Raw genomic sequence first — 25,448 nt, 5'->3', positions numbered from 1 at the left:
ACCAGCCGCGCGAGCGACTCCACCCGCCGCCCCGGTGCACGTTCGGAGGCTCCCAACGTGCTCGGAGAGGTGCGCGCGTCATCGAGGTGGTCCGCGGACACCTCCGAGAGCACGCGGGCCCCTCCGAGCACGCTCGGAGCCTCCGAACGGGGACGCTGGGAGTGGCGTGGGAGTGGCGCCGCGCGGGTGTGCGGCGCTGACCGGCGCGGACGCCCGGCGGCGGGCACACTGGCCCCATGGCCGACCTGCCCCAGGACGCCGCCGACCCCGCAGGCGGCGCGCCCGCCCCGGCGCCCCCCGCCGACGACGCGGGAGCGGCTCTCCTCGGCCCCGTCGAGCAGGTGCACCTGCGCCTCCGCGAGCTCGCGCTGCCGCTGGAGGTCCCCGGCGCCGCGCAGGCGCGCGCGATCCGGGAGGCGGCGGCCCGCCAGGTCGACGACTACCTGCTGCCACGTCTGCGGTCGGCGGCGGCGCCGCTGCTCGTCGTCGTCGGCGGCTCCACCGGCGCGGGCAAGTCGACCCTGGTGAACTCGCTGCTCGGCGCGACCGTGACCGACCCCGGGGTGCTGCGGCCGACGACGCGCGCGCCCGTCCTGGTGCACCACCCGCTGGACGGCGCGTGGTTCTCGGGTGACCGGGTGCTGCCCGGGCTGGCGCGCGTGACCGGGTCGGCGCCGACGGCCCCTGCCGCGGAGCCCCGGGAGAACCGGCCGACGGACCGACCGACGGACCGACCGCCCGCGCCGGCCGTGCGGCTGGTGCCGAGCGAGGCGCTGCCGCGCGGGATGGCGCTGCTCGACGCGCCGGACGTGGACTCCGTGGAGGCGGCGAACCGGGCCCTGGCCGCGCAGCTGCTCGCGGCGGCGGACCTCTGGCTGTTCGTCACCACCGCCGCGCGGTACGCCGACGCGGTGCCGTGGGAGCTGCTGCACGACGCCGCCGCCCGGCACGCCGTGGTCGCGCTCGTCGTCGACCGCGTGGACCCGGGCGCCGAGGCCGCGGTGGCGGACCTGCGCCGGATGCTCGACGAGCACGGGCTGGCGGGCGCGCCGTCGTTCGCGCTGCCGGAGGGGCTCGACGCGGACGGCCTGCTGCCGGAGGCCGCGGTGGGGGAGCTCGCGGCATGGTTGTCGGACCTCGGCGGCGACGTGGGCGCCCGGCAGGAGGTGGCGCGCGCGACGCGGGACGGGGCGGTCGCGGAGCTCGTGCGCCGCGCCCTGGCGCTGGCGGACGCCGCGGATGCCCAGGTCGACACCTCGGCGAGGCTCCGCGAGTCCGTGACCCGCGCGTACGGCGAGGCCGGCCGGCAGGTCGCCGCGGCGACGTCCGACGGCGCCCTGCTGCGCGGGGAGGTGCTGGCCCGCTGGCAGGAGCTCGTCGGCACGGGCGACCTGCTGCGTGCCGTGGAGCGAGGCGTCGGGCGGCTGCGGGACGCGGTGACGGGGTTCCTGCGCGGGCGGCCGGCGCCGGTCCCGCCGGTCGAGCAGGCGATCGCGCACGGGCTGGCGGCCGTCGTGCTCGATGCGGCGGACGGGGCCGCGGAGCGCACCCACGCGGCCTGGCGCGGTGACCCCGCGGGCGAGGCGCTGCTGCCCGACCTCGGGCTGTCGCGGTCGTCGGCGTCGCTGCGGGCCACGGTCGACGCTGAGGTCCGCGCGTGGCAGGGCGACGTGCTCGACCTGGTGCGCGAGCAGGGCGAGCGCCGGCGCGGGGCCGCGCGGGCGCTGTCGTTCGGGCTGAACGCCCTGGGCGTGAGCCTCATGGTGGTGGTGTTCGCGTCCACCGGCGGGCTCACGGGCGTCGAGGTGGGTATCGCGGGCGGCACGGCCCTGGTCGCCCAGCGGCTGCTGGAGGCCGTCTTCGGTGACGACGCGGTGCGCCGGCTCACGGTCGCGGCCCGCGAGCGCCTGGACACGCGGGTGTCGCAGCTGCTGGCGGCGGAGGCGGAGCGGTTCACGGCACAGCTCGACGCGCTGGGTGCGTCCTCCGGCGACGCCCTCCGTGCGGCCGGCCTCGCCCTGCAGGAGGCGGCCCGGCGGCACGTCCCGGGACCACCCGCGCCGGGGGCGGACGACGACGCCGCGCTCACGCGGGGTGCCCGCGCGGCGCAGGCGCCCGGTTCGGGCCGGGTGGTGCTGCGGGGCGCCGCCGCCTGGCGCGCGGTGGCGGCCTCGCCCGGACGCGGCGGGGTCGGGGACGGTGCGCCCACGGGGCACCCCGACGGAGCCGCCGCCGCGCCTTCGCGTCCGGGGTTCTGGCGCCGCCTGCTCGGGCGTGGGGGTGCGGGGTGAGCGCGACGCCGGCCGAGCGGGTGGCCGCGCTCGACCGTGCGCTGACGGCGGGTGAGGGCCGGCTGCCGCGCGAGGTGGTCGACGCGGGTCGTGCCGTCGTGGCGCGCGCGGGGGAGCGGGCCGCGCTGTCGGCGGAGCACACGGTGGTGGCGCTCGCCGGGGCGACCGGGTCGGGCAAGTCCTCGCTGCTCAACGCCCTGGCCGGTGAGGAGGTCGCCCGCACGGGCGTGCAGCGGCCGACCACCTCCGAGGCGCTGGCCGTGGTGCGGGGACCGGGCGCGGGCCCGCTGCTCGACTGGCTGGGTGTGCGGCGCCGGCACGAGCTGGCGGGCGGCCGTCCGCGCCGCGGCGCGGGGCTGGTGCTGCTCGACCTGCCGGACCACGACTCGGTGGTGACCGAGCACCGGCTGCGCGCCGAGCACCTCGTCGACCGCGTCGACCTGCTCGTCTGGGTGGTGGACCCGCAGAAGTACGCCGACGCCGTGCTGCACGAGCGCTACCTGCGCCCGCTGGCACGGCACGCCGACGTCCTGGTGCTGGCGCTCAACCAGGCCGACCGGCTCTCGGCCGCCGAGGTGGACGCCGTGCTCGCCGACCTGCGACGGCTGACGGCGCTGGACGGTCCGGCGGGCGCCCGCGTGCTGGCCGTCTCGGCGCGGACGGGCCTGGGCCTCGACCGCCTCGGTGCGCTGCTCGACGAGGCCGCGGAGCGCCGGGAGGCGGCGACCCGGCGCCTCACCGCGGACGTCGAGGTCGTGGCGCTGCGCGTGCTCGAGGCGTGCGGCGACGACGTCGGCTCCGCGCGGCAGCGCCTGCTGCCGTCGCGCGGCACCGCGACGGCATCGGGGAGGACGGACCGCGCCGCCCCGCCCCCGGAGCTCGTCGCGGCGCTGGCCGACGCCGCCGGTGTGCCGGTCGTCGTCGAGGCGACACGTCGGTCCGCGGTGCGGCGCGCGACCGCGGCGGCCGGCTGGCCGCCGGTGCGGTGGCTCCAGCGCCTGCGCCCCGACCCGCTGCGGCGGCTCCACCTCGGCGCGGGTTCCGTCGGTGCGGGTTCCGTCGGGCCGGGAGCCTCGGGTGCTGGTGCTGGTGCTGCCGCTCCCGCCGGGCGCACCTCGCTGCCCGCACCCGGCCCCGCCACCCGGGCCGCGGCCGCCACCGCGGTGCGGCGGTCGCTCGACGCCGCGACGGCGGGCGTGCCGGACGCGTGGGCGCTCGCCGTGCGGTCGTCGGTCGGCGACCCGGACCTCGCCAGCCCGCTCGACGCCGCGGTCTCGTCGACCCCGCTGCTGCCGGACCGGGTGCCGTGGTGGGCGAGGGCGGCGAACGTGGCGCAGACCGTGCTGCTGACGGCCGCCGCTGCCGGGGCGCTCTGGCTCGGGGTGCTGGCCGTCCTGGCCTACCTGCGGCTGCCCGAGCCCCGCACGCCCCAGTGGGGACCGCTGCCCGTGCCCACGGCCCTGCTCGGCGGCGGCCTCCTCGTGGGCGTCGCCCTCGCGCTGCTCGCCGGGGCGCTCGCCCGGTTGACCGCCCGACGCCGCGCGCGGGTGGTGCGCGCGCGTCTGCTGGGCGCCGTGGCGGAGGTGGCCCGCGACCGCGTCACCGGGCCTGCGGCGGCGGTGCTGGACGACCTGGACGCGTGCCGCACGCAGGCGCGGGTGGCCGCGGGCCGGTCACGCTGACGCGCACCGCCGCGCTGACGCGCACCGCCGCGCGGACGCGCCGCGCCGCGCCGCGCCGCCGGTGCGCGCCGTGCCGCCCGCGGGTGCAGGATGCTGGACGGCCCGCCGCGCGGCGGAGCCGGGACGGACGGAGGACGCATGACGAGGCTGCAGGTGCCGGTCCAGCTGCGGTGGTCCGACATGGACGCCTACGGGCACGTGAACAACGTGGAGCTGCTGCGCCTGCTCGAGGAGGCGCGCATCGAGGCGTTCTGGGCGCACCCCGCCGAGGCGGGTCCCTCCGGCGCGGCCGACCGGCCGGTGTGGCCGACCGCCGTGCTCGACGCGGGACCGGGCGCGCAGACGTTCACGCTGGTCGCCCGGCAGGAGGTCGAGTACCTGCGTCCGGTCGGGTACCGGCGGGCACCCGTCGTCGTCGACATGTGGATCGGTCACCTCGGGGGCGCGAGCATCGACGTCTGCTACGAGCTGCACGACGCCGCGCCGGCGGCCGACGGGACGGCGGACCCGGACGCGCCGTACGCCCGCGCGGTGACGACGCTCGTGCTCGTGGACGCCGCGACCGGCGCACCCCGCCGGATCGGGGAGGCGGAGCGCGCCGCGTGGACGCCGTACGTGGAGGCGCCGCCGGCGTTCCGGCGCCGCGGTCGCTGACGCCGCCGCGCCGACCCCGCCCGGCGCCGCGGTCGGCGACGCCGACCCCCGCCCCGGCCCCCGTCACCGGTCCCGGCGCGCCCGCTCCGCGGTCTCCGCCGCCCGGGCGATGTTCCGCTGCATGCCGCCGAAGACGACCCCGTGGAACGGGTAGACCGACCACCAGTAGAGCTGCCCGAGCAGCCCGTGGGGGTGGAACACGGCGCGCTGCGCGAACGTCACGGGCGGGGTGGTCCAGCGGGCGTCGTCGCCGGGGTCCGCGCCGTCGTCGCCCGGCTCGACGCGCAGCTCGAGCCACGCGAGCCCGGGCAGCCGCATCTCGGCACGCAGCCGCAGCAGCCGCCCCGGTCGGACGTCCTCGACGCGCCAGAAGTCGACCGCGTCGTCCACGACGAGCCGGCCGGGGTCCCGGCGGCCGCGCCGCAGACCGGGGCCGCCGACGACGCGGTCCAGCAGGCCGCGGACCCGCCACGCGAGCGTCCAGGAGTACCAGCCGCGTTCGCCCCCGACCGCCTCCAGCACCCGCCACAGCGCCGCGGGGGAGGCGTCCACGGTCGTGCGCCGCTCGTCGACGTAGAGCGAGCCGCCGGCCCAGTCCGGGTCCGAGGGCAGCGGGTCGCTCGGGACGCCGGGGATCCCCGCGGACGACCACCGGGTGGTCACGTCGGCCTCACGGATGCGGGTGAGCGCGAGGCGCACCGCCCGGTCGAAGCCGATCAGCCCGCCGGGCGGGTCGGGGACGTGCTCGGCGATGTCGTGCTCGCGGCACACGACCTCGTGCACGAGGGACTCCACGAGCGGCCGGGCGATCCCGGACGGCACGGGCGTGACCAGCCCGACCCACAGGCTCGACAGCCGCGGGGTCAGCACGCCGACGCCGACGATGATCCGCCGGGGCAGGCCCGCGGCCTCGGCGTACCCCTGCATCATGTCGCGGTACGTGAGGACGTCCGACCCCCCGATGTCGAAGGCCCGGTTCACCTCGGGAGGCATCGACGCGGAGCCCACGAGGTAGCGCAGCACGTCGCGCACCGCGATCGGCTGGATGCGGTTCTCCACCCAGCGCGGCACGGTCATCGCGGGGAGGCGCTCGGTGAGGTAGCGCATCATCTCGAAGGACGCGGAGCCCGACCCGAGGATGACGGCGGCGCGCAGCACGGTCGTCGGCACGCCCGAGGCCAGGAGGATCTCCCCGACCTCGGTGCGGGAGGCCAGGTGCGGCGAGAGCTCCTCGACGTCGGGGGCGAGCCCGCCGAGGTAGACGATCCGGCCGACGCCGGCCTCGCGCGCCGCGCGGCCGAAGGTGAGGGCCGTTGACCGGTCGCGCTGCTCGAACCGCCGTCCCGTGCCGAGCGAGTGGATGAGGTAGTACGCCACGTCCACGCCGTCGAGCGCGGCGCGGATCTGGCCGGGGTCGGACGCGTCGGCCTGCGCGATCTCGACTGCGTCGTACCAGGGGCGCCCGCGCAGCCGCTCGGGTCGTCGGGCGACGGCGCGCACCCGGTACCCGGCGGCCAGCAGCTCGGGGACCAGGCGGCCCCCGACGTAGCCGGTGACCCCGGTGACGGCGACCAGCGGCGCGTCCTCGCGCGGGCGCCCGTCGTCGCCGACCCCCGGGACGAGGCCGGCGAGGCTCCCCGCGACCGGTTCCGGCAGCAGGTCCTCGCCGGTCGGGCCGGAGCCCGTCGGCCGGGTGCGGGTGGGTGCGGGGGTGTCGTCGTGGGGCACGGTCGCAGTCTGCGTCGCGCGGGGGTGCGACGCATCCGGGCGCCGGCCGGGTGGTCGCGGCCGGCCGGCCGGCGCCATCATGGGGGATGGACGACTGGGCGGCGGTGGACGCGTACCTGACCGGGACCCTGGTCGACGAGGACCCGGACCTCGTCGCGGCGCGGGAGGCGGGGCGGGCCGCGGGCCTGCCGGCGATCGAGGTGTCGCCGCTGCAGGGCAAGCTCCTCGCGCTGCTCTGCACGATGACCGGCGCGCGCCGCGTGCTCGAGTTCGGCACGCTCGCGGGGTACAGCGCGCTGTGGTTCGCCCGGGCCGTGGGGCCGGAGGGGCACGTCGCGACGCTCGAGCTCGACCCCGTGCACGCCGCCGTCGCCCGGGAGAACCTCGCCCGCGCCGGTGTGGCGCACCGGGTGGACGTGCACGAGGGCCCGGCCGCGGAGACCGCCCGCGCCCTGGTGGACGCGGGAACCGAGCCGTACGACCTGGTGTTCATCGACGCGGACAAGCCGGGCAACAGGCGGTACCTGGAGCTCGCGGTGGCGCTGTCCCGTCCGGGCACGGTGGTCGTCGTCGACAACGTGGTGCGCGCCGGGGCGGTGGCGGACGCCGGCTCCGACGACCCGCGCGTGCAGGGCTCCCGCGCCGTCCTGGACGCGATGGCCGCCCACCCCCGGCTCGAGGCGACCGCGCTGCAGACCGTGGGCAGCAAGGGCTGGGACGGCTTCGCGCTCGCGGTGGTCACGGACTGACCCCGCCGGCGCGTCACGCCCGCAGCAGCGCGAGCGTCTCCTTCTCGCCGACCGCCTGCGAGCGGGTGGGCCGGATCGTGGTGCCGTGCTCCCACAGGTCGACGACGCGCGGGTCGATGTACGACGCGCGGCACACCGCGGGGGTGTTCCCGAGCTCGCCGGACACGTCCTTGACCACCTGCGCGACGACCCGGCGCCGCGCCCGCTCGGACGCCGGGGCGGGCCCGGCCGCCGCGAGGCCGCGCGCCGCCAGCACGGTCGCGTGCCACGTCCGGAAGTCCTTCGGGCTCGCGTCCGGGCCCAGCCGGTTCTTGACGTCGGCGCCGACCTCGGCGCTGGTGATGTCGTGCCAGCCGGCCGCGTCCTGCCAGGCGAGCAGCTCGGGCCCGCCTCCGCGCCGCCGCAGGAGCGTCCCGACCAGCTCCGCCACCTGGGCGTCCTCGACGACGACGTCGCGCACCTGGCCGGACTTCGCGGGGTAGCAGAACCGGACGGCGACCGCGGCGCCGCCGGGGTCCGCGAGCACCTGCACGTGCTCGCGGCGCAGGGTGGCGAGCCCGTACGAGCCGTTGCGCTGCGCGTAGCCCTCGCCGCCGGCCCGGAAGTACGCGAGGTCGAGCAGCCGGAACGCCAGCGCGAGGGCCTTCGCCCGGGGGAAGCCGCCCGCCGCCAGGTCCCGGCGGACCGACCGCCGGGCCGCGGGCAGCCGGCGGGCGACGTCGAGCACGTGGTCGTGCTTGAGGCGGTCGCGGCGGCGGCGCCACTGCTCGTGGTAGAGGTACTGCCGCCGCCGGGCGTCGTCGAGCCCGGCGGCCTGGATGTGCCCGTGGGGCCACGGGCTGATCCACACGTCCCTCCACGCGGGCGGGATGGCGAGCGCCGTGATCCGGTCCAGGTGCACCGGGTCGGTGATCCGGGCGGCGTCGACGTCCAGGTACCAGAACCCGCGTCCGGCGCGCCTGCGCGTCCACCCCGGGGAGTCGATCCGGACCCGTCGCAGCCTCACCACCGGGACACTGTGCACCGGGGCACGGGCGCCCGCCAGCGGAGCGGGAGGGGCGCCGCGCCGGTCAGGACGGGACCCGGACCATGCCCTCCTGCGCGATGGTCGCGACCAGCACGCCCTGCTCGCTGAACACCCGCGTGGTGCCCAGGCCGCGTCCGCCCTGGGCGGTCGGGCTGTCCTGGTCGAACAGCAGCCACTCGTCCACCCGGACGTCCCGGTGCCACCACATGGCGTGGTCGAGGCTCGCCACCGACAGCCCCGGCGTCAGCCAGGACAGACCGGCGCGGCGCAGCACGGGCTCGAGCATGATCTGGTCGCACGCGAACGCGAGCACGGCGCGGTGCAGCAGCGGGTCGTCCGGCAGGGCGCCCTTGGTGCGCATCCACACGCGCTGCCGGCCGTCGGGCGCGGGCGCGGGGCCGAGGTACAGCGAGCCGCCGACGTGCCGGACGTCGAACGCGCTCTCGTGCGTCCAGAACCGGGCGAGGGGGTGGTCGAGGTGGCCCATGCGGTCCATCGCCGACTCGACGTCCTGCGGCGCGGGGACGTCCGGCATCGGCTGCGTCAGCTCGATGCCCGGCTGGTCCTCCTGGAACGACGCGATCATCGACAGGATCGGCTCGCCGTCCTGCAGGGCGTGCGTGCGGCGGGCGGAGAACGACCGGCCGTCGCGCAGGCGCTCCACGGACAGGCCGATGGGCGAGGCGACGTCCCCGGCGCGCAGGAAGTAGCCGTGCATCGAGTGCGGCAGCCGCCCGTCCGGCACGGTGCGGCCCGCGGCGACGAGGGCCTGCGCGACCACCTGCCCGCCGAACACCCGGCCCCCGGGCTTCGGCAGGTTGGCGGCCACGAGCTCGTCGGGGGTGCCGGAGGGCTGCACGTCGAGGACGGCGAGCAGCGCGGCGATCGGGTCGGGGGTGGGCTCCTGCGCGGTGGTGGCGCCCTGGGCAGCGTCGGTCACGCGCGCCAGGATCTCACGGCCGCGACGCGGTGTTGACGAGCGAGTGCGCGGCCCGCTCCAGGTAGTCCCACAGGACCTCGTGGTGCAGCGGCGGCAGGTCGAGCGCGTCGACGGCGTCCCGCATGTGGCGCAGCCACCGGTCGCGCGCGTCGGCGTCGACCGGGAACGGCGCGTGACGCATCCGCAGCCGGGGGTGGCCGCGCTCGGCGGAGTACGTCGTGGGACCGCCCCAGTACTGCTCCAGGAACATCGTGAGGCGGCGGCGCGCGGGGCCCAGGTCCTCCTCCGGGTACATCGGCGCGAGCACGGGGTCGGCCGCGACGCCCTCGTAGAACCGGTCCACGAGCCGCTCGAACGTCGCGTGGCCCCCGACGGCGTCGTAGAACGACTCGCGTACGCGCTCGGGCGCCGCGCCGGGTGCCGGGGCTGCGGGCGCCGGGGGTGCGGCCGCGGTGAGCGGCAGGGACGGGCCGGCCGGGCGGGGCGCGGGCGTCGGCTGGTCGGCGGTCATGCGTGCCAGTGTCGCACCGGGCAGGACCCGGACCGCCGCCTCCGCCCCCCGCGGACTAGGCTGGACGCCGAGGCCGCCCTCCGGCGGTCGCGGGGGCGGGACCGGCAGGACGACGGGGGTTCGATGAGCAAGGCAGAGCAGATCCTGGTGGCGCTGGGCGGCGGCGGGAACGTCGTCGACCTGGAGCCGTGCATCACGCGGCTGCGGGTCGAGGTCACCGACCCGCAGCGCGTGGACGAGGCCGCCCTCAAGGCGACCGGCGCGTTCGGCGTGGTGCGGTCCGGCCGCATCGTGCAGGTCATCGTCGGCCCGGAGGCGGACAACCTGGCGGCGGAGCTCGACGGCCTGCGCTGACGCGGGCACGCGACGGCACGCAGCCCCGGGACCCGGACGACCGGCCCGGGGCTGCGCCGCGTCCGGGCCCGGTGGGCCGCGCCGGGACGGCAGCGGCGCGTGCCCGCGGGGGCAGCCCGGCCCGGCGGTGGTGGCCGCCCGGGGGCGCCGGGGGTGGTGGTCGCCGGACGTGCCCTCAGCCCTGACCGCCGGGGGTGGTGACCGCCGGACGTGCCCTCAGCCCTGCCCGCCGGGCGCGGCCCCCTCGTCCGCAGGCCGCGCGTCGGTGCCGTCGACGACGACCGCCCCCTGCGCCTGCACGCGCTCGCGGTGCGCCGCCAGCAGGTCCCGCTGCCCGGCGAGCGGCACGTCGGCCTCCTCCAGCGCGTCCCGGACCGCGGCGCGCAGGGCCCGCGCCACGGCCCACTGCCGGGAGGGTGCCGTGCGCTGCGCGATCCGCACCGTCACGGCGTCGAACGTGAGGTCCTCGGCCGTGGTGACCGTCGCGGCGCCCTCGAGCGCGTCGCCGATCTCCGGGTCGGACGCGAGCCGGGCGGCGGCGCCGACCAGCAGGTCCCGCACGCGGTCGAGGTCCGCGAAGTAGTCGACCTTCACCTCGACGACGGCGTTCGCCCAGCCCTGCGTCTTGTTGCCGACCCGCAGCATCGAGCCGTTGGGGATGTACCAGAGCGTGCCGTCCGCGTCGCGGAGCTTCGTCACGCGCAGCCCGACCGCCTCGACGGTGCCCTGCGCGGGACCCGCATCGACGACGTCACCGACGCCGTACTGGTCCTCCAGCAGCATGAACATGCCGGACAGGAAGTCCTTGACCAGGCTCTGCGCGCCGAAGCCGAACGCCACGCCGACGATGCCCGCGGAGGCGATGAACGGTGCGATGTTCACCCCGAGCTGGTCGAGCACCAGCAGGACGACGATCGAGCCGATGACGATCGCGGCGGTCGACCGCAGCACGGAGCCGATGGTGCGGGCCCGCTGGGTGCGGCGGGCGCTGGCCACGGGGCTGACCTTGCGCAGGGCGGCGGCGACCTCCGTGCCGCCGAGCGGCCGGGTGATCCCGCGCTGGAGCAGCGACGTGCCGTCGGCGATGTGCTCGGTGACGGCCCGGATCAGCCGCCGCACCAGCAGCAGCGACACGACCCCGGCCACCACGATGATCGCGATGCGCAGGCCCGGGCCGAGCAGCCAGTCGACGAACGCGTTCGCGCCGTCGGCGAGCTGCTCGGAGGGGGCGGGGTCGGGGGCGGCGGGCAGCGCGGGGCGGAGGAGGGCGGAGATCACCGGGCCACGCTAGCCCGGCCGCCGCGGGGGCCGCCCGCCCGTCCCGCCCCGGGTCCCGCGCCGCGCCCGGTCAGCGCGGCGTCACCAGCCCCGTCCGGTCGCCGACGAACTGGAGCTGCTCCACGGTCAGCGCGATCGTGCGCGACAGCGCCCGCCCGCCGTGCCCGACGCCGCGCTCCCGGCGGACGAGCACCGGGGCCTCGTCCGCGGGCGCCGACGTCGCGGCCTGCAGCGCCGCCGCCAGCTTGCGGGCGTGCAGAGGGTCGACGCGCGTGTCGCCGTCGAACACCGTGAACAGGGTCGCGGGGTACGCGGTGCCGTCCACCACCCGGTGGTACGGCGAGTAGGACAGCAGCCAGTCCAGCTCGGCGGGCGTGTCCGCGTCGCCGTACTCGTCGGTCCACGTCACGCCGAGCCCGAACCGCTGGTAGCGCACCATGTCGAGCAGCGGCGCCGAGCAGACGACCGCCGCGAACGTCTCCGGGTGCTGGGTGAGCGCGGCCCCGACCAGCAGGCCGCCGTTCGACCCGCCCCAGCACGCGAGCCGGTCGGTCGTCGTCCACCCCTCGTCGACCAGCAGGCGCGCGACGGCGTGGAAGTCGTCGAAGACGTGCTGCTTGCTGCCGCGCCGCCCCGCGCGGTGCCACGCCTCGCCCTCCTCGCCGCCGCCGCGCAGGTTCGCGACCACGTAGACGCCGCCGGCCTCCACCCACGCGAGGGTGGTGGCCGAGAACGCCGGGTCGAGCGAGATCTGGAAGCCGCCGTACCCGTAGAGCACGGTCGGCGCGGGGGCGAGCGGCCGGCCGGCCGCGTCGAGGGCGTCGGCGCGGGCCACGACGAACGCCCGGACCTGCGTGTTGTCGGCGCTCGTCGCCACGACGCGCTGCACCCGGACCTCCGGCAGGTCGGCGAGCGCCCCGGGCGGTGCGGCCCACAGCGAGGTCGTCCCGGTGGACGCGTCGTACCGGTGCACCTCGGTGACCGTGGTGTGGTCCGTGTACGTGAACCACACGTCCGGCCCGCCGTCGGGGCGGGTGACGAGCCCGCCGACCGAGCCCAGCCCGGGCAGGGCCACCTCGCCCGCGGGCCCCGGGAGCTGGTCGCCCGTGGCGGGGTCGTGCACGGTGAGCTCGCTCACCGCGTGCCGGCGCCAGGCCGCCACCAGCCGCACCGGGCCGGCGTCCTCGCCCCCGCCGTCGGTGAGCGCGACGTCCTCCAGCACGGCCTCGGGGTGCTCGGCCAGCAGGGTCCGCCAGTGCGGGACGCCCGGCTCCCGCGGGTCGGCCACCGCGAGGCGCCCGCGGTCGGCGTCGAGGGTGGTGTGCAGGTAGAGGCGCCCGTCGCGCCCGACCCACGCCGCCACCTCGGCGTCGTGGCCGACCGCGACCTCGCGCAGCTCCGGGACCGTCCCCGGCTCCGACGCCGCGAGGTCCGCGATCCACACGTCCGTGCGCGGGGCGGTCCCGGCGGCCGCGGACACGATCAGCCAGCGGCCGTCGCGGGAGACCGAGACGCCGTAGTAGTTCGTCATGTCGAGCCCGGCGCCGAAGACCTCGAGGTCCGCGGCCGGGTCGGTGCCGACCACGTGGCGCCAGACCCGCCGGTGGTACTGCCGCTCGTCCTCGGGCAGCAGCTCCGGCGCCAGCCGGCGCACGTAGTAGAACGCCCGCCCGCCCGGCTCCCACGCCACGGGGGAGTAGCGCGCCCGGTCGATCGGGCCGTCCACCGGCTCGCCGGTCGCGACGTCGAGGACGTGCAGCACGCTCTCCTCGGTGCCGCCGTGCGACACCTGGTACGCGAGCAGGTCGCCCTCCTTGCTGGGCTGCCACGCGTCGAGCGTCGTCGTGCCCGCGGGGTCGATCGCCACCGGGTCGACGAGCACCCGCTCGCGCTCCCCGCCCGGGGCGGCGGGGTCGGGCTCGGTGACGACCACCACGGCGTGCTCCTGGTCGCCGGCGCGCCGCGCGGTGAACCGCCGCTGCCCGCGCCACGCCGGTGCCCCGACGAAGCCCGCGCCGAGCAGCTCGCCGAGCCGGGCCGTGAGGCGCTCCGACGCGAGCGGGTGGTCCGCCGGGACGCGGGCCGTCACCCCGGCGCGGTACGCCGCGTACAGCGCGTCCTGCGCCGCGGACCACGCGCCGGTCTCGTCGGAGCCCGCGTCCTCCAGCCAGCGGTACGGGTCGGCGACGGCGCGGCCGTGGAGGTCCTCGACGAGGTCGCTCCGGCGGGCGTCGGGGTAGGCGGGCAGGCCGGTGGGGACGGGGTCGGCGGTCATGCGCGCCACCCTACGGCGGGGCGCGCGTCCGACGGCGCCGGTGCGACCTGCGCGTCCGTCCGCCCGGCCCCCTGCGCGGCGACCGGCGCGAGCAGCACCGCTCTGGCAGGATCGTGATGTGGCACCGCACACACCGCCGTCCGAGTCCCTGGTGCGCCTCGCGCGGGCGCACGGCGTCGCCCCGGAGTTCCAGGAGTTCGGCGGCGGGCTGCGTGAGGTCCCCGCGGCCACGCTGGTCGCCGTGCTCGCCGCCCTGGGCGTCGACGCCTCGACGCCGGAGCGGGTCGAGGTCGCGCTGCGGCACGCCGAGGACGCCCCGTGGCGCCGGGTGCTGCCGCCGGTCGTCGTCGTCCGGCAGTCGCAGGGCACGACGGTGCCGGTGCACGTCACCCACGGCGACCCCGTGCGGGCGTGGCTCGAGCTGGACGCCGCGGAGGGCCACGGCCGCCGCGCGGCGGGCGCGGAGACGAGGCGCGTGGACCTCGAGCAGGCCGACGTGTACGTGGACCCGCGGACCGTCGACGGCCGCGAGGTCGGCCGGGCGACGTTCGTGATCCCGGCGGACCTGCCGCTCGGCTGGCACCTGCTGCGGACCGCCGGCCCCTCCGGCGAGGCCGCGAGCCCCCTGGCCGTGACCCCCGACCGGCTGGAGCTGCCCGCGGCGCTGGACGGGCGGCGGGCCTGGGGCCTGATGCTGCAGCTGTACTCGGTGCGGTCCAGCCGGTCCTGGGGCGCGGGCGACCTGCGCGACCTGGCCGACCTGGCGTGGCTGGCGGGGCGCGAGGCCGGGGCGCAGTTCCTGCTGGTGAACCCGCTGCACGCCGCCGAGCCCGTGCCGCCGCTGACCCCGTCGCCCTACCTGCCGACCACCCGCCGGTTCGTGAACCCCCTGTACCTGCGGGTCGAGGACGTGGACGAGGCCGCGTACCTGTCCTCGGCGGACCGGGCGCTCGTCGAGTGGTCGGCGGAGCAGGCGCTCGCCCTCGACGCGGACGACGGCCCGATCGACCGGGACGTCGTGTGGGCGGCGAAGAAGGCGGCGCTGGACGTCGTGTTCGCGGTCCCGCGCTCCGCGGCCCGGCAGTCGGCGTTCGACGACTTCCGCCGCCGCGAGGGCCGCGGGCTGGAGGACTTCGCGCTCTGGTGCGCGCTGGTCGAGCGGCACGGCCCGGGGCCGTGGCCGGCGGACCTGCGCGACCCCGCGGCGCCCGGCGCGCTGCGGGCCCGCACCGAGCTGGCCGACCGGGTCGAGTTCTTCTGCTGGTTGCAGTGGCTCGCGGACCAGCAGCTCGCCACGGTGCAGCGCACCGCCCACGAGGCCGGCATGGGCCTGGGCGTGATGCACGACCTCGCCGTGGGGGTGCACCCGGGCGGCGCGGACGTGTGGGCGCTCGGGCCGGTGCTCGCGCGCGGCGCGTCGGTCGGCGCCCCGCCCGACATGTACAACCAGCAGGGCCAGGACTGGTCGCAGCCGCCGTGGCACCCCGCCGAGCTCGAGCGCGTCGCCTACCGCCCGTACCGGGACCTGCTGCGCACCGTGCTGCGGCACGCCGGCGCGGTGCGGATCGACCACATCATCGGGCTGTTCCGGCTGTGGTGGATCCCGCAGGGCAACAGCCCCGCGGACGCCGCGTACGTCCGGTACGACCACGACGCGATGATCGGCATCCTCGCCCTGGAGGCGCACCGGGCCGGCGCCGTCGTCATCGGCGAGGACCTCGGCAACGTCGAGCCGTGGGTGCGGGACTACCTGTCGGAGCGCGGGGTGCTCGGCACCTCGATCCTCTGGTTCGAGAAGGACGGCGAGGGCCGCCCGCTGCCGCCCGAGGACTACCGGCGCCTCGCGCTGTCCAGCGTCACGACGCACGACCTGCCGCCGACCGCGGGCTACCTGGCCGACGAGCACGTCGCGCTCCGCGAGCGGCTGGGCCTGCTGACCGAGCCCGTGGAGCAGGTGCGGCGCGCCGCCCGGGCCGAGCGCGAGGCGATGCTGGCGGCGCTCGCGGCGCGCGGGCTGCTGGGCGACGACCCCTCGGAGCGCGAGGTGGTCGAGGCCCTGCACCGGTACGTGCTGCAGACGCCCAGCGTCCTGGTCGGGGTGTCGCTGGCCGACGCGGTGGGGGAGAGGCGCGCCCAGAACCAGCCCGGCACCGACCAGGAGTACCCGAACTGGCGGGTGCCGCTCGCCGACGGCGCGGGGCGCCTGGTGCTGCTCGACGACCTGTTCCGCACGGCCCGGTTCCGCTCGCTCGCGGCGGTCCTCGGCGAGGCCTGACCCGTGACCTCGGCACGGCCGCGGCTGCGGCGCGTCCGGGTGGTGGGCAACTCCGGCGCGGGCAAGACGACGTTCGCCCGGGAGCTGGCGCGCCGGCTGGGGGTGCCGCACCGCGAGCTCGACGAGGTGTTCTGGGGCCCGGGCTGGGTCAAGAAGGAGCCCGAGGTCGGCCGCGCGCTGCTCCGGGAGTTCCTCGACGCCTCGCCGGACGGCTGGGTCGTCGACGGCAACTGGACGACCGCCCGGCAGGGCCTCGCCGACGACGTGGACGCGATCGTCTGGCTGGACTACCCGCGCCGCGTCGTCATGTCGCGGGTCGTGCGGCGGACCCTCGCGCGGGCGGTGCTGCGCCGGCCCGTCTACCACGGCAACACCGAGTCGCTGCGCTCGTTCCTGCGACGGGACCCGGAGCAGAACATCGTGCTGTGGTCGTGGACGCAGCACGGGGCCTACCGGCGGCAGTACCTCGCGCTCGCGGCGTCCGGGACGGTGCCGGTGGTCCGGCTGCGCAGCCCGCGCGCGGCGACGCGGTGGCTGGCGGGGGTCACCGGCACCCGGTGACCCCCGCCGCCGTGCCCGTCAGGCCTCGTGGTAGTGGCGGTCCGCTGCCTGCGCGGCGAGCGTGCGGCGGACGCCGTCGCGCGCCTCGACCACCAGCCGGCGCAGCGCGGGCGCGGCGTCCGGGTGTGCCGCCAGCCACGCGTCGGTCGCGCCCGCCACGTCGGCCTCGGCGTCGTCCGCGAGCTCCGTCGGGTACAGGCCCGTGACGATGTTCTGCGCCATCTCGTTGGTCTTCTCGGCCCAGACCGTCTCGAGCACCTCGAAGTACGGCGCCACGTACGGCCGCAGCAGCGTGCGGTCGTGCACCCGGCCGAAGCCGCCGATCGTCGCCGCCTGCAGCGCGTTGGGCAGCGCGTCCGACTCGACGACGGCCTGCCAGGCGGCGGCCTTCGCCTCGGCGGTCGGCACGGCGGCGCGGGCGGCGGCCGCGGCGCGCTGCCCGGTCGCGGTGGGGTCGGCCTCGAGCTGGGCGTCGATCTGCTCGGCCCCGGCACGACCGCCCGCGACCAGGGACGTCAGCAGCTCCCAGCGCAGGTCGGTGTCGATCGACAGGCCGTCCAGCCGGGTGCCGCCGTCCAGCAGAGCCTCGACCGCGTCGAGCTGCTCGGGCGTGGACGCCCGCGCCGCGAACGCCTTCACGAGCTGGAGCTGGGTGTCGCTGCCGCCGGGGGCGTCGGTGGCGAGGGTCCACAGGCGGTCCGCGGCGGCGACCTCGGTGGCCGACCGGTGCTCGGCCGCGACGTAGAGGTCGAGCGCGGTGTGGAGCTGGCGCAGCAGCACCAGGACGACGGACGAGTCGGTCTCGTGCGCGATGTTGCCGAGCAGCAGGTCCACGTAGTCGCGGGCCGGGGTCTCGCCGTCGCGCGTCGCGTCCCAGACGGCCGCCCACACGAGCGTCCGCGGCAGCGACCCGCCGAAGTCGCCGAGGTGCGCGATCGCCGTGGCGAGCGAGCGCTCGTCCAGGCGGACCTTGGCGTAGGCGAGGTCCTCGTCGTTGAGCAGCAGCAGGTCGGGGCGGCGCTCGCCCACGAGCTGCGGGACGGGCGTGAGCTCGCCGTCCACGTCGAGCTCCACGCGCACGGTGCGCTCCAGGCGCGAGCCGCCGTCCGGGCCGGGCACCACGTCGTAGCCGCCGACCACCAGGCGGTGCGGGCGCTGCACGGGGTGCGTGGCGGGGACCTCCTGGCGCACGGCCAGCGCGGTGATGCGCTCGACGCCGTCCGCACCGGTCTCCGAGGCGATCTGCGGGCGCAGCAGCGTCACGCCGGACTGCTCCAGCCACAGCGCCGACCACGCCGACAGGTCGCGGCCGGAGGTCGACTCGAGCTCGGTCAGCAGGTCGCGCAGCTCGGTGTTGCCCCACGCGTGCTTCTGGAAGTACTGCCGGACGCCGGCGAAGAACTGCTCCTGGCCGACCCACGCGACGAGCTGCTTGAGGACGCTCGCGCCCTTCGCGTACGTGATGCCGTCGAAGTTCACCTCGACGTCCTCGAGGTCGCGGATGTCCGCGGCGATCGGGTGCGTGGACGGGAGCTGGTCCTGGCGGTACGCCCAGCCCTTCTCCAGCGACGAGAACGTCGTCCAGGCGGTCGTCCAGGGCGTGGCCTCGGCGGTCGCGAGCGTCGAGGCGTACTCGGCGAACGACTCGTTCAGCCACAGGTCGTCCCACCAGCGCATGGTCACCAGGTCGCCGAACCACATGTGCGCGAGCTCGTGCAGGATCGTCACCGCGCGGCGCTCGACCGTGGCCTCCGGCACCTTGGACCGGAACACGTACGACTCGAGGAACGTCACGGCGCCGGCGTTCTCCATCGCGCCGGCGTTGAACTCCGGGACGAACAGCTGGTCGTACTTCGCGAACGGGTAGGGGACCGCGAACTGCTCCTCGTAGAACGCGAAGCCCGCCCGCGTGACGTCGAGGATGTTCGCGGTGTCCAGGTGCTGCGCCAGCGAGCCGCGGCAGTAGACGCCGAGCGGGATCGTGCGGCCGTCGCTGCTGGTCAGCTCGCCGTGCTCGTGGTGGTACGGCCCGGCGACGACGGCGGTGACGTAGGACGAGAGGCGCGGCGTCGGCTCGAACGTCCAGGTGGCGCTGCCCTCGTCGCGGCCGCCGTTGCGGTTGCTGCCGCCCTCGACGGGGACCGGGGCGCCGGCCTCGGGGGAGTTCGACACGACGACCCAGTGCGCCGGCGCGGTGACCGTGAACGCGAACGTCGCCTTGAGGTCCGGCTGCTCGAACACCGCGAACACCCGGCGGGAGTCGGCGACCTCGAACTGCGAGTACAGGTACACCTCGTCGTCCACCGGGTCCACGAACCGGTGCAGGCCCTCGCCGGTGTTCATGTAGGCGCAGTCGGCCTCGACCACGACCACGTTCTCCTCCGCCAGCCCGTCCAGGCGGATCCGCGAGTCGGCGACGACGTCGGCCGGGTCCAGCTCGGTGCCGTTGAGGACGACGCGGTGCACCGCCGGCGCGATGAGGTCGAGGAACGTGCTCGCCCCCGCCTCGCGGCTGGTGAACCGGACCGTGGTCGTCGACGCGAAGGTCGCCGGTCCCGTGGTCAGGTCGAGCGTCACGTCGTAGGACCGGACGTCCACCAGGTCGGCCCGGGTGCGGGCCTCGTCACGGGTCAGGTTCTCTGCGGGCACGCGCGGGTCTCCTCGTGGGGTTGGGTGAGCGGCCGTCGCCGCATCATTCCACCAACGGACGGGTCCGTGCGCCGGGCTCCCCGCCCGCCGCGACCGGTCCCGGGCGTGACAGCGCCCCGGGGTGTCGGGGCATGATGGCGGGGCGCGCCGGTCCGTCCCCGCGGGGGCACCGCGCGCCCCGGCACCAGCGCACCAGCCCGCAGCCCCGCCCACGAGGAGCCCCTCCGTGACCGACACGCAGCCGCCCGCCACCCGCGACACCGCCGACTTCTGGTTCGACCCGGCCTGCCCCTGGGCCTGGATGACCTCGCGGTGGATGGACGAGGTGCAGCGGGTGCGCGACGTGGACGTGCGCTGGCACGTCATGAGCCTCGCGGTGCTGAACGAGGGGCGCGACCTCCCCGAGGAGTACCGGGCGGCCATGGACGACGCCTGGGCTGCGGTCCGCGTGCTGATCGCGGCCCAGGAGCTGTACGGCGCCGAGCACCTCAAGCCGCTGTACGACGCGCTGGGGACGCGGCGCCACCCCGGTGGCCGGACGGACACGTGGGCGGTCATCCGCGAGTCGCTCGACGAGGTCGGCCTCCCGCAGTCCCTCGTCGCGTACGGCGACACCGACGAGTTCGACGAGCAGCTGCGCGCCTCGCACGCGGAGGCGATCGCCCTGGTCGGCGACGAGGTCGGGACGCCCGTGGTCGCCGTCAACGGCACCGCGTTCTTCGGGCCGGTCATGACGCCCGCGCCGCGCGGCGAGGACGCCGGCCGGCTCTGGGACGGGTTCGTGCTGGTCACCGGCGTGCCCGGCTTCTACGAGCTCAAGCGCACCCGGACCAAGGGTCCGGTCTTCGACTGACCCGGGAGGGGAACCATGGGAGCGTTCGCGGGGATGAGCCGCGGGATGAAGGCGTTCGTCGCGGTCGACGTGGTCCTCGTGCTCGCGCTGGTCGTCACGGCGGTGCTCGTGCTCGGCGGACGCGGGGACGACAGCCCCGCGGCGTCGCCGACCACCGGCTCGGCGCCCGCCACCGTGGGCGCGACGACCGGCGCGACCGACCGGGCCACGAGCGACACGGCGCTGTCCTTCGCGTCCCCGACCGGCAACATCGCGTGCACGATGTCGCCCGACGGCGTGACCTGCACCATCGCGAACATCCGCTACACCGTCCCGGCGTCCGAGGGCTGCACCGGCACCACCGGCCACGTGATCGTCCTCAACACCGCGGACGGCGTCACGACCCCGTGCGTCGACGGCCCCGGCCCCGCGGTCGCCTCGGCGGACACCCCCGTCCTCGACTACGGCCGCGCCCAGACCGTCGGCCCGTACACGTGCACCAGCGCGTCCAACGGCATGTCGTGCGTCGTCGACGAGACGGGCACCGGCTTCCGCGTCGCGACGGCGGCCCTGACCACCCTCCCCTGACCCACCCCGCGCCCGCCCCGCCCACCCCGTCCGGCGAGTTCGGCACTCCGGTGACGAGGTCGGCAGCTCCAGGTGCCGACCTCGCCTCGGACTGCCGAACTCGCCGGGGGCGGGGACGGGGGGGTCAGGGGGTAGGGGCGGGGTGGCGGTCGCGGCCGGAGACCGCGACCAGGACGGCGCCCGCGAGGGACACCACCGCGATGCCGGCGACCGCCGCCGGGCCGGTGCTCTGGCCGAGCACGACCAGGGCCACGAGCGCGCCCATCGCGGGGTCGATGCTGAACAGCGTGCCGACCACCCGGGCCGACGTGAGGCGCGCCGCGACCGTGTCGACGCTGTAGGGCACGACGACGCCGATCACCGCGGACGCCGCGAGGACGCCCCACTGGCCGGCCGTGACCTCGGCGACCCGGCCGGCGCCCCACGGCAGGGCGACCAGCGCGGCGACCGTGACGGACAGCGCCAGGCCGGACAGCCCGTCGTCGGCCTTGCCCACCCGGTCCGCGAACACGGTGTACAGCGCGAAGAACACGGCGGCGGCCAGGGCGAACGCGTAGCCCGCCAGGTCGAACGCCCCGCCGGGCCCGGAGATGAGACCGACGCCGACCAGCGCCGCGACGGCGCACAGCCCCTCCCGGAGGTGCCGGGACGCGAGCAGCGCCACCGCGCACGGACCGAGGAACTCGAGCGTGACCGCGACCCCGAGCGGGATCCGGTCGATCGCCGCGTACAGGCTGAGGTTCATCGCCGCCATCGCGACGCCGTACACGACGATGCCCGTCCACTGGGTGCGCGACCGCCCGCGCAGCCGCGGCCGGAGCACGACCAGCAGCACGGCCGCGGCCAGCGCCAGGCGCAGCGAGCTGACCGACGCCGGGCCGAGCGCCCCGAACAGGCCCGCCGACAGCGCGGACGACGTCTGGATGCCCAGCGAGCCCAGCGCGATGAGACCCATCGCCTGGAGCACGCGGCGACGCCCGGGCGACCGGAGCAGCGGGCCGGCGTCGGGCACGTCGGCGGTGCCGGTGGTCACGGCCGGGCCGTGCGCGGGCGCGCCGGGGACCGGGGCCGGCGGCGTGCCGGCCCCGGGGACGACGCCCGTCACCAGATCCGGACGCGCTGCTCCGGCGCGAGGTAGAGGCCGTCGCCGGGCTGCAGGTCGAACGCCTCGGCGAACTCGTCGACGTTGCGCACCACGGCGTTGCAGCGGACCTCGTCGGGGGAGTGCGGGTCGGTCGCGAGGCGGCGGATGATCTCCTCGTCGCGGCCCTTGGCGCGCCACACCTGCGCCCAGCCGAGGAACACCCGCTGCACCCCGGTCAGCCCGTCGACCACCGGCGCCTCGTCCAGCGGCCGGCCGAGCGCGATCCGGTACGCCCGCAGCGCGATGGACAGCCCGCCGAGGTCGCCGATGTTCTCGCCGATCGTCAGGGCGCCGTTGACGTGGTGCGACCCGTGGAGCTGGGAGGGCGAGAAGCCGTCGTACTGCGCGACCAGCGCGGCCGTGCGCTTCTCGAACTCCGCCCGGTCCGTCTCGGTCCACCAGTCCTCGAGGCGGCCCTGGCCGTCGTACTTCGAGCCCTGGTCGTCGAACCCGTGGCCGATCTCGTGGCCGATCACCGCGCCGATGCCGCCGTAGTTGACCGCGTCGTCCGCGTCGGCGTCGAAGAACGGCGGCTGCAGGATCGCGGCGGGGAACACGATCTCGTTCATGCCGGGGTTGTAGTACGCGTTCACGGTCTGCGGCGTCATGAACCACTCGTCGCGGTCGATCGGCCGGCCGATCTTGCGCAGCTCGAAGTCCTGCTCGAACGCGGACGCCCGGCGCACGTTGCCGACCAGGTCGTCCGCGCGCAGCTCGAGGCCGGAGTAGTCGCGCCACTTCACGGGATAGCCGATCTTCGGCGTGAAGGCGTCGAGCTTCGCGAGCGCCTTGGCCTTCGTCTCCTCGCCCATCCAGTCGAGCCCGGTGATCGACTCGCGGTACGCCTCGACGAGGTTCGCGACCAGCTGCTCCATCCGCTCCTTGTGGGAGGGCGGGAAGTGCCGGGCGACGTACACCTCGCCGACGGCCTCGCCGAGCACGCCCTGCACCAGGGACACGCCGCGCTTCCAGCGGTCCCGCAGCTCCTGCGCGCCGGTGAGGGTGCGGCCGTGGAAGTCGAAGTTCGCCTCGACCAGCTCCGACGACAGGTACGGCGCCCGCGCGGTGGTCGCGTGGTACGCGAGCCACGCCTGCCACGACTCGACCGGCTCGGACGCCCACAGCGCCGCGAAGGCGACCGCGAACGACGGCTCGCGGACGACCAGCGCGTCCAGGGCGCCCTGCGGTGCGCCGAGCGCCTGCACCCACGCGTCCCAGTCGAAGCCGGGCGCGGCGGTCGCGAGCTCCGCGAGCGTCGTCGGGTTGTACGTCAGGTCGGCGTCGCGGTCCTTGACGACGTCCCAGTGGCCGGCGGCGAGCTGCGTCTCGAGCGCGACGACGCGCCCCGCGGCCTCGTCCGCGGCCGCCTCGTCCGCGGCCCAGCCCCCGAGCCGCAGCATCCGCGCGACGTGCGGGCGGTACGCGGCCAGCACCGCGGCGTACTGCTCGTCGCGGTAGTACGACTCGTCGGGCAGCCCCAGCCCGGACTGGTGCAGGTAGACGACGTACCGCTCCGGGTCCTTCGCGTCGTTGTCCACCCAGAACACGGTCGCCCCGGCGGCGCCGGTGCGCTGCAGCGACCCCAGCACGCCGGTGAGCTCCTCCCGGGTGGTGGCCGCGGCGATCGCGTCCAGGTCGGGGCGCAGCGGCGCGGTCCAGGCGGCCTCGACGGCGTCGGTGTCCATGAAGCTCGCGTAGAGCGCGCCGATCTGCGCCTGCACGCCCGTGGCGTCCGGCACCCCGCCGGCCTCCACGATGATGTCCCGGACCTGCTCCTCCGCCTGGTCGTGCAGCGCGCGGAACGACCCGTCCATGGCGCGGTCGGCGGGGATCACGTGCTCCGCCACCCAGCGGCCGTTGACGTACGCGTAGAGGTCGTCCTGCGGGCGCACCGCGGGGTCGAAGGCCGAGGTGTCGATGCCGCTGCGGGTCATGGTCGGGGGGCGTCCCTTCGGTCGGCGGAGGCGCGGGCGCGCGCCGGGCCCAGCCTAGGTCCCGGCACCGGGCCGCCGCCCGGCCGACCACAGGGTGGCGGCGCCGGGCGGGAGCCCGCTCGGCCCCCCGGGTGCGGCAGGATGGCCCCATGCGTATCCATGTCGCCGCCGACCACGCCGGATTCGAGCTCAAGGTCGCGCTCGTCGAGCACCTGCGCGCCGGGGGTCACGACGTCGTCGACCACGGTGCCGCCGAGTACGACCCGCAGGACGACTACCCGGCCGTGTGCTTCGCCGCCGGCGAGGCCGTCGTGGCCGACCCCGGCAGCCTCGGGGTCGTCATCGGGGGGTCGGGCAACGGCGAGCAGATCGCCGCGAACAAGGTCACCGGCGTCCGCGCCGCGCTCGCCTGGAACCTGGACACCGCGCGCCTGGGCCGCCAGCACAACGACGCGAACGTCGTCGCGATCGGCGCCCGCCAGCACTCCGTCGACGAGGCGCTGGAGCTCGTGGACGCGTTCGTCGCGGAGCCCTTCAGCCAGGACCCGCGGCACCAGCGCCGCATCGACCAGCTCGCCGCCTACGAGGCCGCGCGCGCCTGACGCCCCGCGGGTGCCCCGGCCCGGCCGGCCGGGGCACCCGCGCCCAGCACACCCGGGTCGCTCAGAACACCCAGGGGCAGACCGGGGCGACGGGCCACCCGAAGGCGCTCGTCGCGCGGTGCAGCGCCCCGGCGCTCGCGGCGTCGACCAGGCCGGCCGTCGCCAGGGCGGTCAGGCTCCGGCCCCCGAGGTAGGCCGCGCCGAGCTCCCGCACGTCGAGCGTGAGGTCCGGGGCCGCGTCGGTGCGCTCCACGCGGGCCGGGTGCGTGCCGTCCGCGACCGGGTTGCCCGTGACGAGCCGCCAGGACCCGTCGTTCCCGGGCAGCCGCGCGTCGCGCACGCCCAGCACCAGGTCGACCGGGGCCGCGTACCGGCGTCCCGCGAGGGCCGCGGGCACGTCGAGCAGCCGCAGCCACAGGTTGTCGCTCAGCTTCGGCACCGCCCGCCGGGAGTCGACGAGCAGCGCGAGCAGCGGGTCGTCCACGGCGAGCATCCCCGTGCTGACGGTCGTCGTGAGGTCGAGGTCCAGCAGGAACGACCACAGGCGGTGCGCTGCCGGGGCGTCGACGGCCGCGGCGGCGCGCACCTGCACGGTGTACTCCGCGCCGCCGTCGCCCCACGTCGCCGTGCGGCGGAGGATCGCGTACGCGCGCGGCGCCCCCGTCGCGTCGTGCACGGTGGCGAGGCGCGCCTGCTCGCCGCCGCGGCGCCACGCCGGCGGGTCGACGACGGCGGTGCGCCGCAGGGCGTCCGAGCCGCGCTGCAGCCACCCGGGGCGCCCCCGCCCGGCGGCGGCGTGCACCTCGGCGACGAGGCCCTCGTGCCGGTCGGCGTCCAGGGTGGTGAAGCGCACGGTCAGGGCGTCGGACCCCGGGACGTCGCGCAGCGCCGCGCCACGCGGGAGCGTCAGCCGCACGTCGTCGCAGGCCGACCCGTAGCCGAAGCGGCCGTAGATCCCCGGCTCGGCGGCGAACAGCGCGGACACCACCTCGCCGCGGCCGGCGGAGCGCTCGTGGTGCGCGGCGATCATCGCGGTGAGCAGCCCGCGGCGACGGTGGTCGGGGCGCACACCGACCCAGGTGAGGCCGGCGCACGGCAGCTCGCCGCCCGGGACGGGCAGGCTGAACGCGTACGAGCCGTGCACCGCGACGATCTCGTCGGCGGCGTCCTCGACGGCGACGGCGCGCTCCAGCGGCACGGTGAACGGCACCGCCGCGAGGGTCTCGGCGTCCTGCGCCGGCTCGGCGAACGCCAGGGCGTCGAGCGCCCGGAACTCGGGGAGGCGGTCGGCGGTGATCTCGGTCAGGCGGTAGCCCTCGGGTGCGCTGGTCATGGGCCCATCCTGACCGGGGAGTGCGGGGCGGGGCACGCCGT

At 77.0% G+C, this 25,448-nt stretch carries 20 protein-coding genes; 10 read left to right on the top strand and 10 right to left on the bottom strand.

The genetic code is table 11. The annotated features are described in order from the left end of the window. Positions 1–236: 236 nt before the first annotated feature. From AAHH18_RS15580 to AAHH18_RS15570, 3 genes are all read left to right on the top strand, one after another. On the top strand, positions 237–2,291 hold the full coding sequence (locus AAHH18_RS15580; protein WP_343302238.1) for a GTPase domain-containing protein: 2,055 nt from the start codon (positions 237–239) through the stop codon (positions 2,289–2,291). Further along, positions 2,288–3,973, top strand: coding sequence for a GTPase family protein (locus tag AAHH18_RS15575; RefSeq protein WP_343302237.1), 1,686 nt, complete (start codon positions 2,288–2,290; stop codon positions 3,971–3,973). The genes AAHH18_RS15580 and AAHH18_RS15575 overlap by 4 nt, the downstream gene beginning before the upstream one ends. Positions 3,974–4,111: 138 nt before the next feature. Beyond that, positions 4,112–4,627: an acyl-CoA thioesterase gene (locus AAHH18_RS15570; RefSeq protein WP_343302236.1), complete on the top strand. Its 516-nt coding sequence runs from the start codon at positions 4,112–4,114 to the stop codon at positions 4,625–4,627. 63 nt (positions 4,628–4,690) lie between these two features. On the opposite strand, the gene AAHH18_RS15565 is transcribed toward AAHH18_RS15570, so the two are convergent. Then, complete coding sequence (locus AAHH18_RS15565; protein ID WP_459349155.1) at positions 4,691–6,286, bottom strand: SDR family oxidoreductase; 1,596 nt, start codon at positions 6,284–6,286, stop codon at positions 4,691–4,693. Positions 6,287–6,441: 155 nt separating this feature from the next. On the opposite strand from AAHH18_RS15565, the gene AAHH18_RS15560 reads away from it, so the two are divergent. Beyond that, complete coding sequence (locus tag AAHH18_RS15560; protein ID WP_343302234.1) at positions 6,442–7,104, top strand: O-methyltransferase; 663 nt, start codon at positions 6,442–6,444, stop codon at positions 7,102–7,104. Between the two features lie 13 nt (positions 7,105–7,117). On the opposite strand, the gene AAHH18_RS15555 is transcribed toward AAHH18_RS15560, so the two are convergent. From AAHH18_RS15555 to AAHH18_RS15545, 3 genes are all read right to left on the bottom strand, one after another. After that, positions 7,118–8,113 carry a DNA topoisomerase IB gene (locus AAHH18_RS15555; protein WP_343302233.1) on the bottom strand — a complete coding sequence of 332 codons (996 nt, stop codon included), beginning with the start codon at positions 8,111–8,113 and terminating at the stop codon, positions 7,118–7,120. A gap of 61 nt (positions 8,114–8,174) precedes the next feature. Beyond that, complete coding sequence (locus AAHH18_RS15550) at positions 8,175–9,071, bottom strand: acyl-CoA thioesterase (protein ID WP_283320801.1); 897 nt, start codon at positions 9,069–9,071, stop codon at positions 8,175–8,177. A 13-nt stretch (positions 9,072–9,084) separates the two neighbouring features. After that, complete coding sequence (locus AAHH18_RS15545; RefSeq protein WP_283320800.1) at positions 9,085–9,582, bottom strand: globin; 498 nt, start codon at positions 9,580–9,582, stop codon at positions 9,085–9,087. A gap of 123 nt (positions 9,583–9,705) precedes the next feature. Between AAHH18_RS15545 and AAHH18_RS15540 the strand changes: the two genes are divergently transcribed. Next, positions 9,706–9,936, top strand: a complete 231-nt coding sequence (locus AAHH18_RS15540; protein ID WP_222171944.1) for a glucose PTS transporter subunit EIIB — start codon at positions 9,706–9,708, stop codon at positions 9,934–9,936. 216 nt (positions 9,937–10,152) lie between these two features. Here the strand turns inward: AAHH18_RS15540 and AAHH18_RS15535 are convergent, their stop codons facing one another. Both AAHH18_RS15535 and AAHH18_RS15530 read right to left on the bottom strand, forming a co-directional pair. Then, positions 10,153–11,214, bottom strand: a complete 1,062-nt coding sequence (locus AAHH18_RS15535; RefSeq protein WP_343302232.1) for a mechanosensitive ion channel family protein — start codon at positions 11,212–11,214, stop codon at positions 10,153–10,155. Positions 11,215–11,284: 70 nt separating this feature from the next. Then, complete coding sequence (locus AAHH18_RS15530) at positions 11,285–13,489, bottom strand: prolyl oligopeptidase family serine peptidase (RefSeq protein WP_343302231.1); 2,205 nt, start codon at positions 13,487–13,489, stop codon at positions 11,285–11,287. Between the two features lie 118 nt (positions 13,490–13,607). On the opposite strand from AAHH18_RS15530, the gene malQ reads away from it, so the two are divergent. Further along, positions 13,608–15,764, top strand: a complete 2,157-nt coding sequence (malQ, locus tag AAHH18_RS15525) for a 4-alpha-glucanotransferase (RefSeq protein WP_343302230.1) — start codon at positions 13,608–13,610, stop codon at positions 15,762–15,764. A gap of 3 nt (positions 15,765–15,767) precedes the next feature. Then, positions 15,768–16,325 carry a P-loop NTPase family protein gene (locus AAHH18_RS15520; RefSeq protein ID WP_343302229.1) on the top strand — a complete coding sequence of 186 codons (558 nt, stop codon included), beginning with the start codon at positions 15,768–15,770 and terminating at the stop codon, positions 16,323–16,325. Between the two features lie 18 nt (positions 16,326–16,343). Here the strand turns inward: AAHH18_RS15520 and pepN are convergent, their stop codons facing one another. After that, entirely contained in the window at positions 16,344–18,974 is a 2,631-nt protein-coding gene (gene pepN / locus AAHH18_RS15515) for an aminopeptidase N (RefSeq protein WP_343302228.1), read from the bottom strand. 226 nt (positions 18,975–19,200) lie between these two features. Here pepN and AAHH18_RS15510 point away from each other — a divergent pair, with 226 nt between their 5' ends. Both AAHH18_RS15510 and AAHH18_RS15505 read left to right on the top strand, forming a co-directional pair. Further along, a complete protein-coding gene (locus AAHH18_RS15510; RefSeq protein ID WP_283320794.1) occupies positions 19,201–19,827 on the top strand; it encodes a mycothiol-dependent nitroreductase Rv2466c family protein in 627 nt (208 codons plus the stop codon). A 15-nt stretch (positions 19,828–19,842) separates the two neighbouring features. Further along, positions 19,843–20,394, top strand: coding sequence for a hypothetical protein (locus AAHH18_RS15505; protein ID WP_283320793.1), 552 nt, complete (start codon positions 19,843–19,845; stop codon positions 20,392–20,394). A gap of 124 nt (positions 20,395–20,518) precedes the next feature. Here AAHH18_RS15505 and AAHH18_RS15500 read toward each other — a convergent pair whose 3' ends face one another. Then, the gene (locus AAHH18_RS15500) at positions 20,519–21,427 is read right to left on the bottom strand and encodes an EamA family transporter (RefSeq protein WP_343302227.1); all 909 of its coding nucleotides are present in this window, start codon (positions 21,425–21,427) and stop codon (positions 20,519–20,521) included. Positions 21,428–21,495: 68 nt separating this feature from the next. Beyond that, on the bottom strand, positions 21,496–23,472 hold the full coding sequence (locus tag AAHH18_RS15495; RefSeq protein ID WP_343302226.1) for a M13 family metallopeptidase: 1,977 nt from the start codon (positions 23,470–23,472) through the stop codon (positions 21,496–21,498). A gap of 149 nt (positions 23,473–23,621) precedes the next feature. On the opposite strand from AAHH18_RS15495, the gene AAHH18_RS15490 reads away from it, so the two are divergent. Beyond that, positions 23,622–24,074 (top strand): ribose-5-phosphate isomerase, encoded by a 453-nt coding sequence (locus AAHH18_RS15490; RefSeq protein ID WP_222171950.1) that lies wholly within the window; start codon positions 23,622–23,624, stop codon positions 24,072–24,074. Positions 24,075–24,135: 61 nt separating this feature from the next. On the opposite strand, the gene AAHH18_RS15485 is transcribed toward AAHH18_RS15490, so the two are convergent. Then, on the bottom strand, positions 24,136–25,407 hold the full coding sequence (locus tag AAHH18_RS15485) for a GNAT family N-acetyltransferase (protein WP_343302225.1): 1,272 nt from the start codon (positions 25,405–25,407) through the stop codon (positions 24,136–24,138). Positions 25,408–25,448 lie beyond the last annotated feature (41 nt).

Source organism: Cellulomonas olei, from assembly GCF_039548315.1.
GTDB lineage: Bacteria > Actinomycetota > Actinomycetes > Actinomycetales > Cellulomonadaceae > Cellulomonas.
Note: the sequence above shows the minus strand (reverse complement) of the source record. Positions and strands in the feature narration are given on the sequence as shown.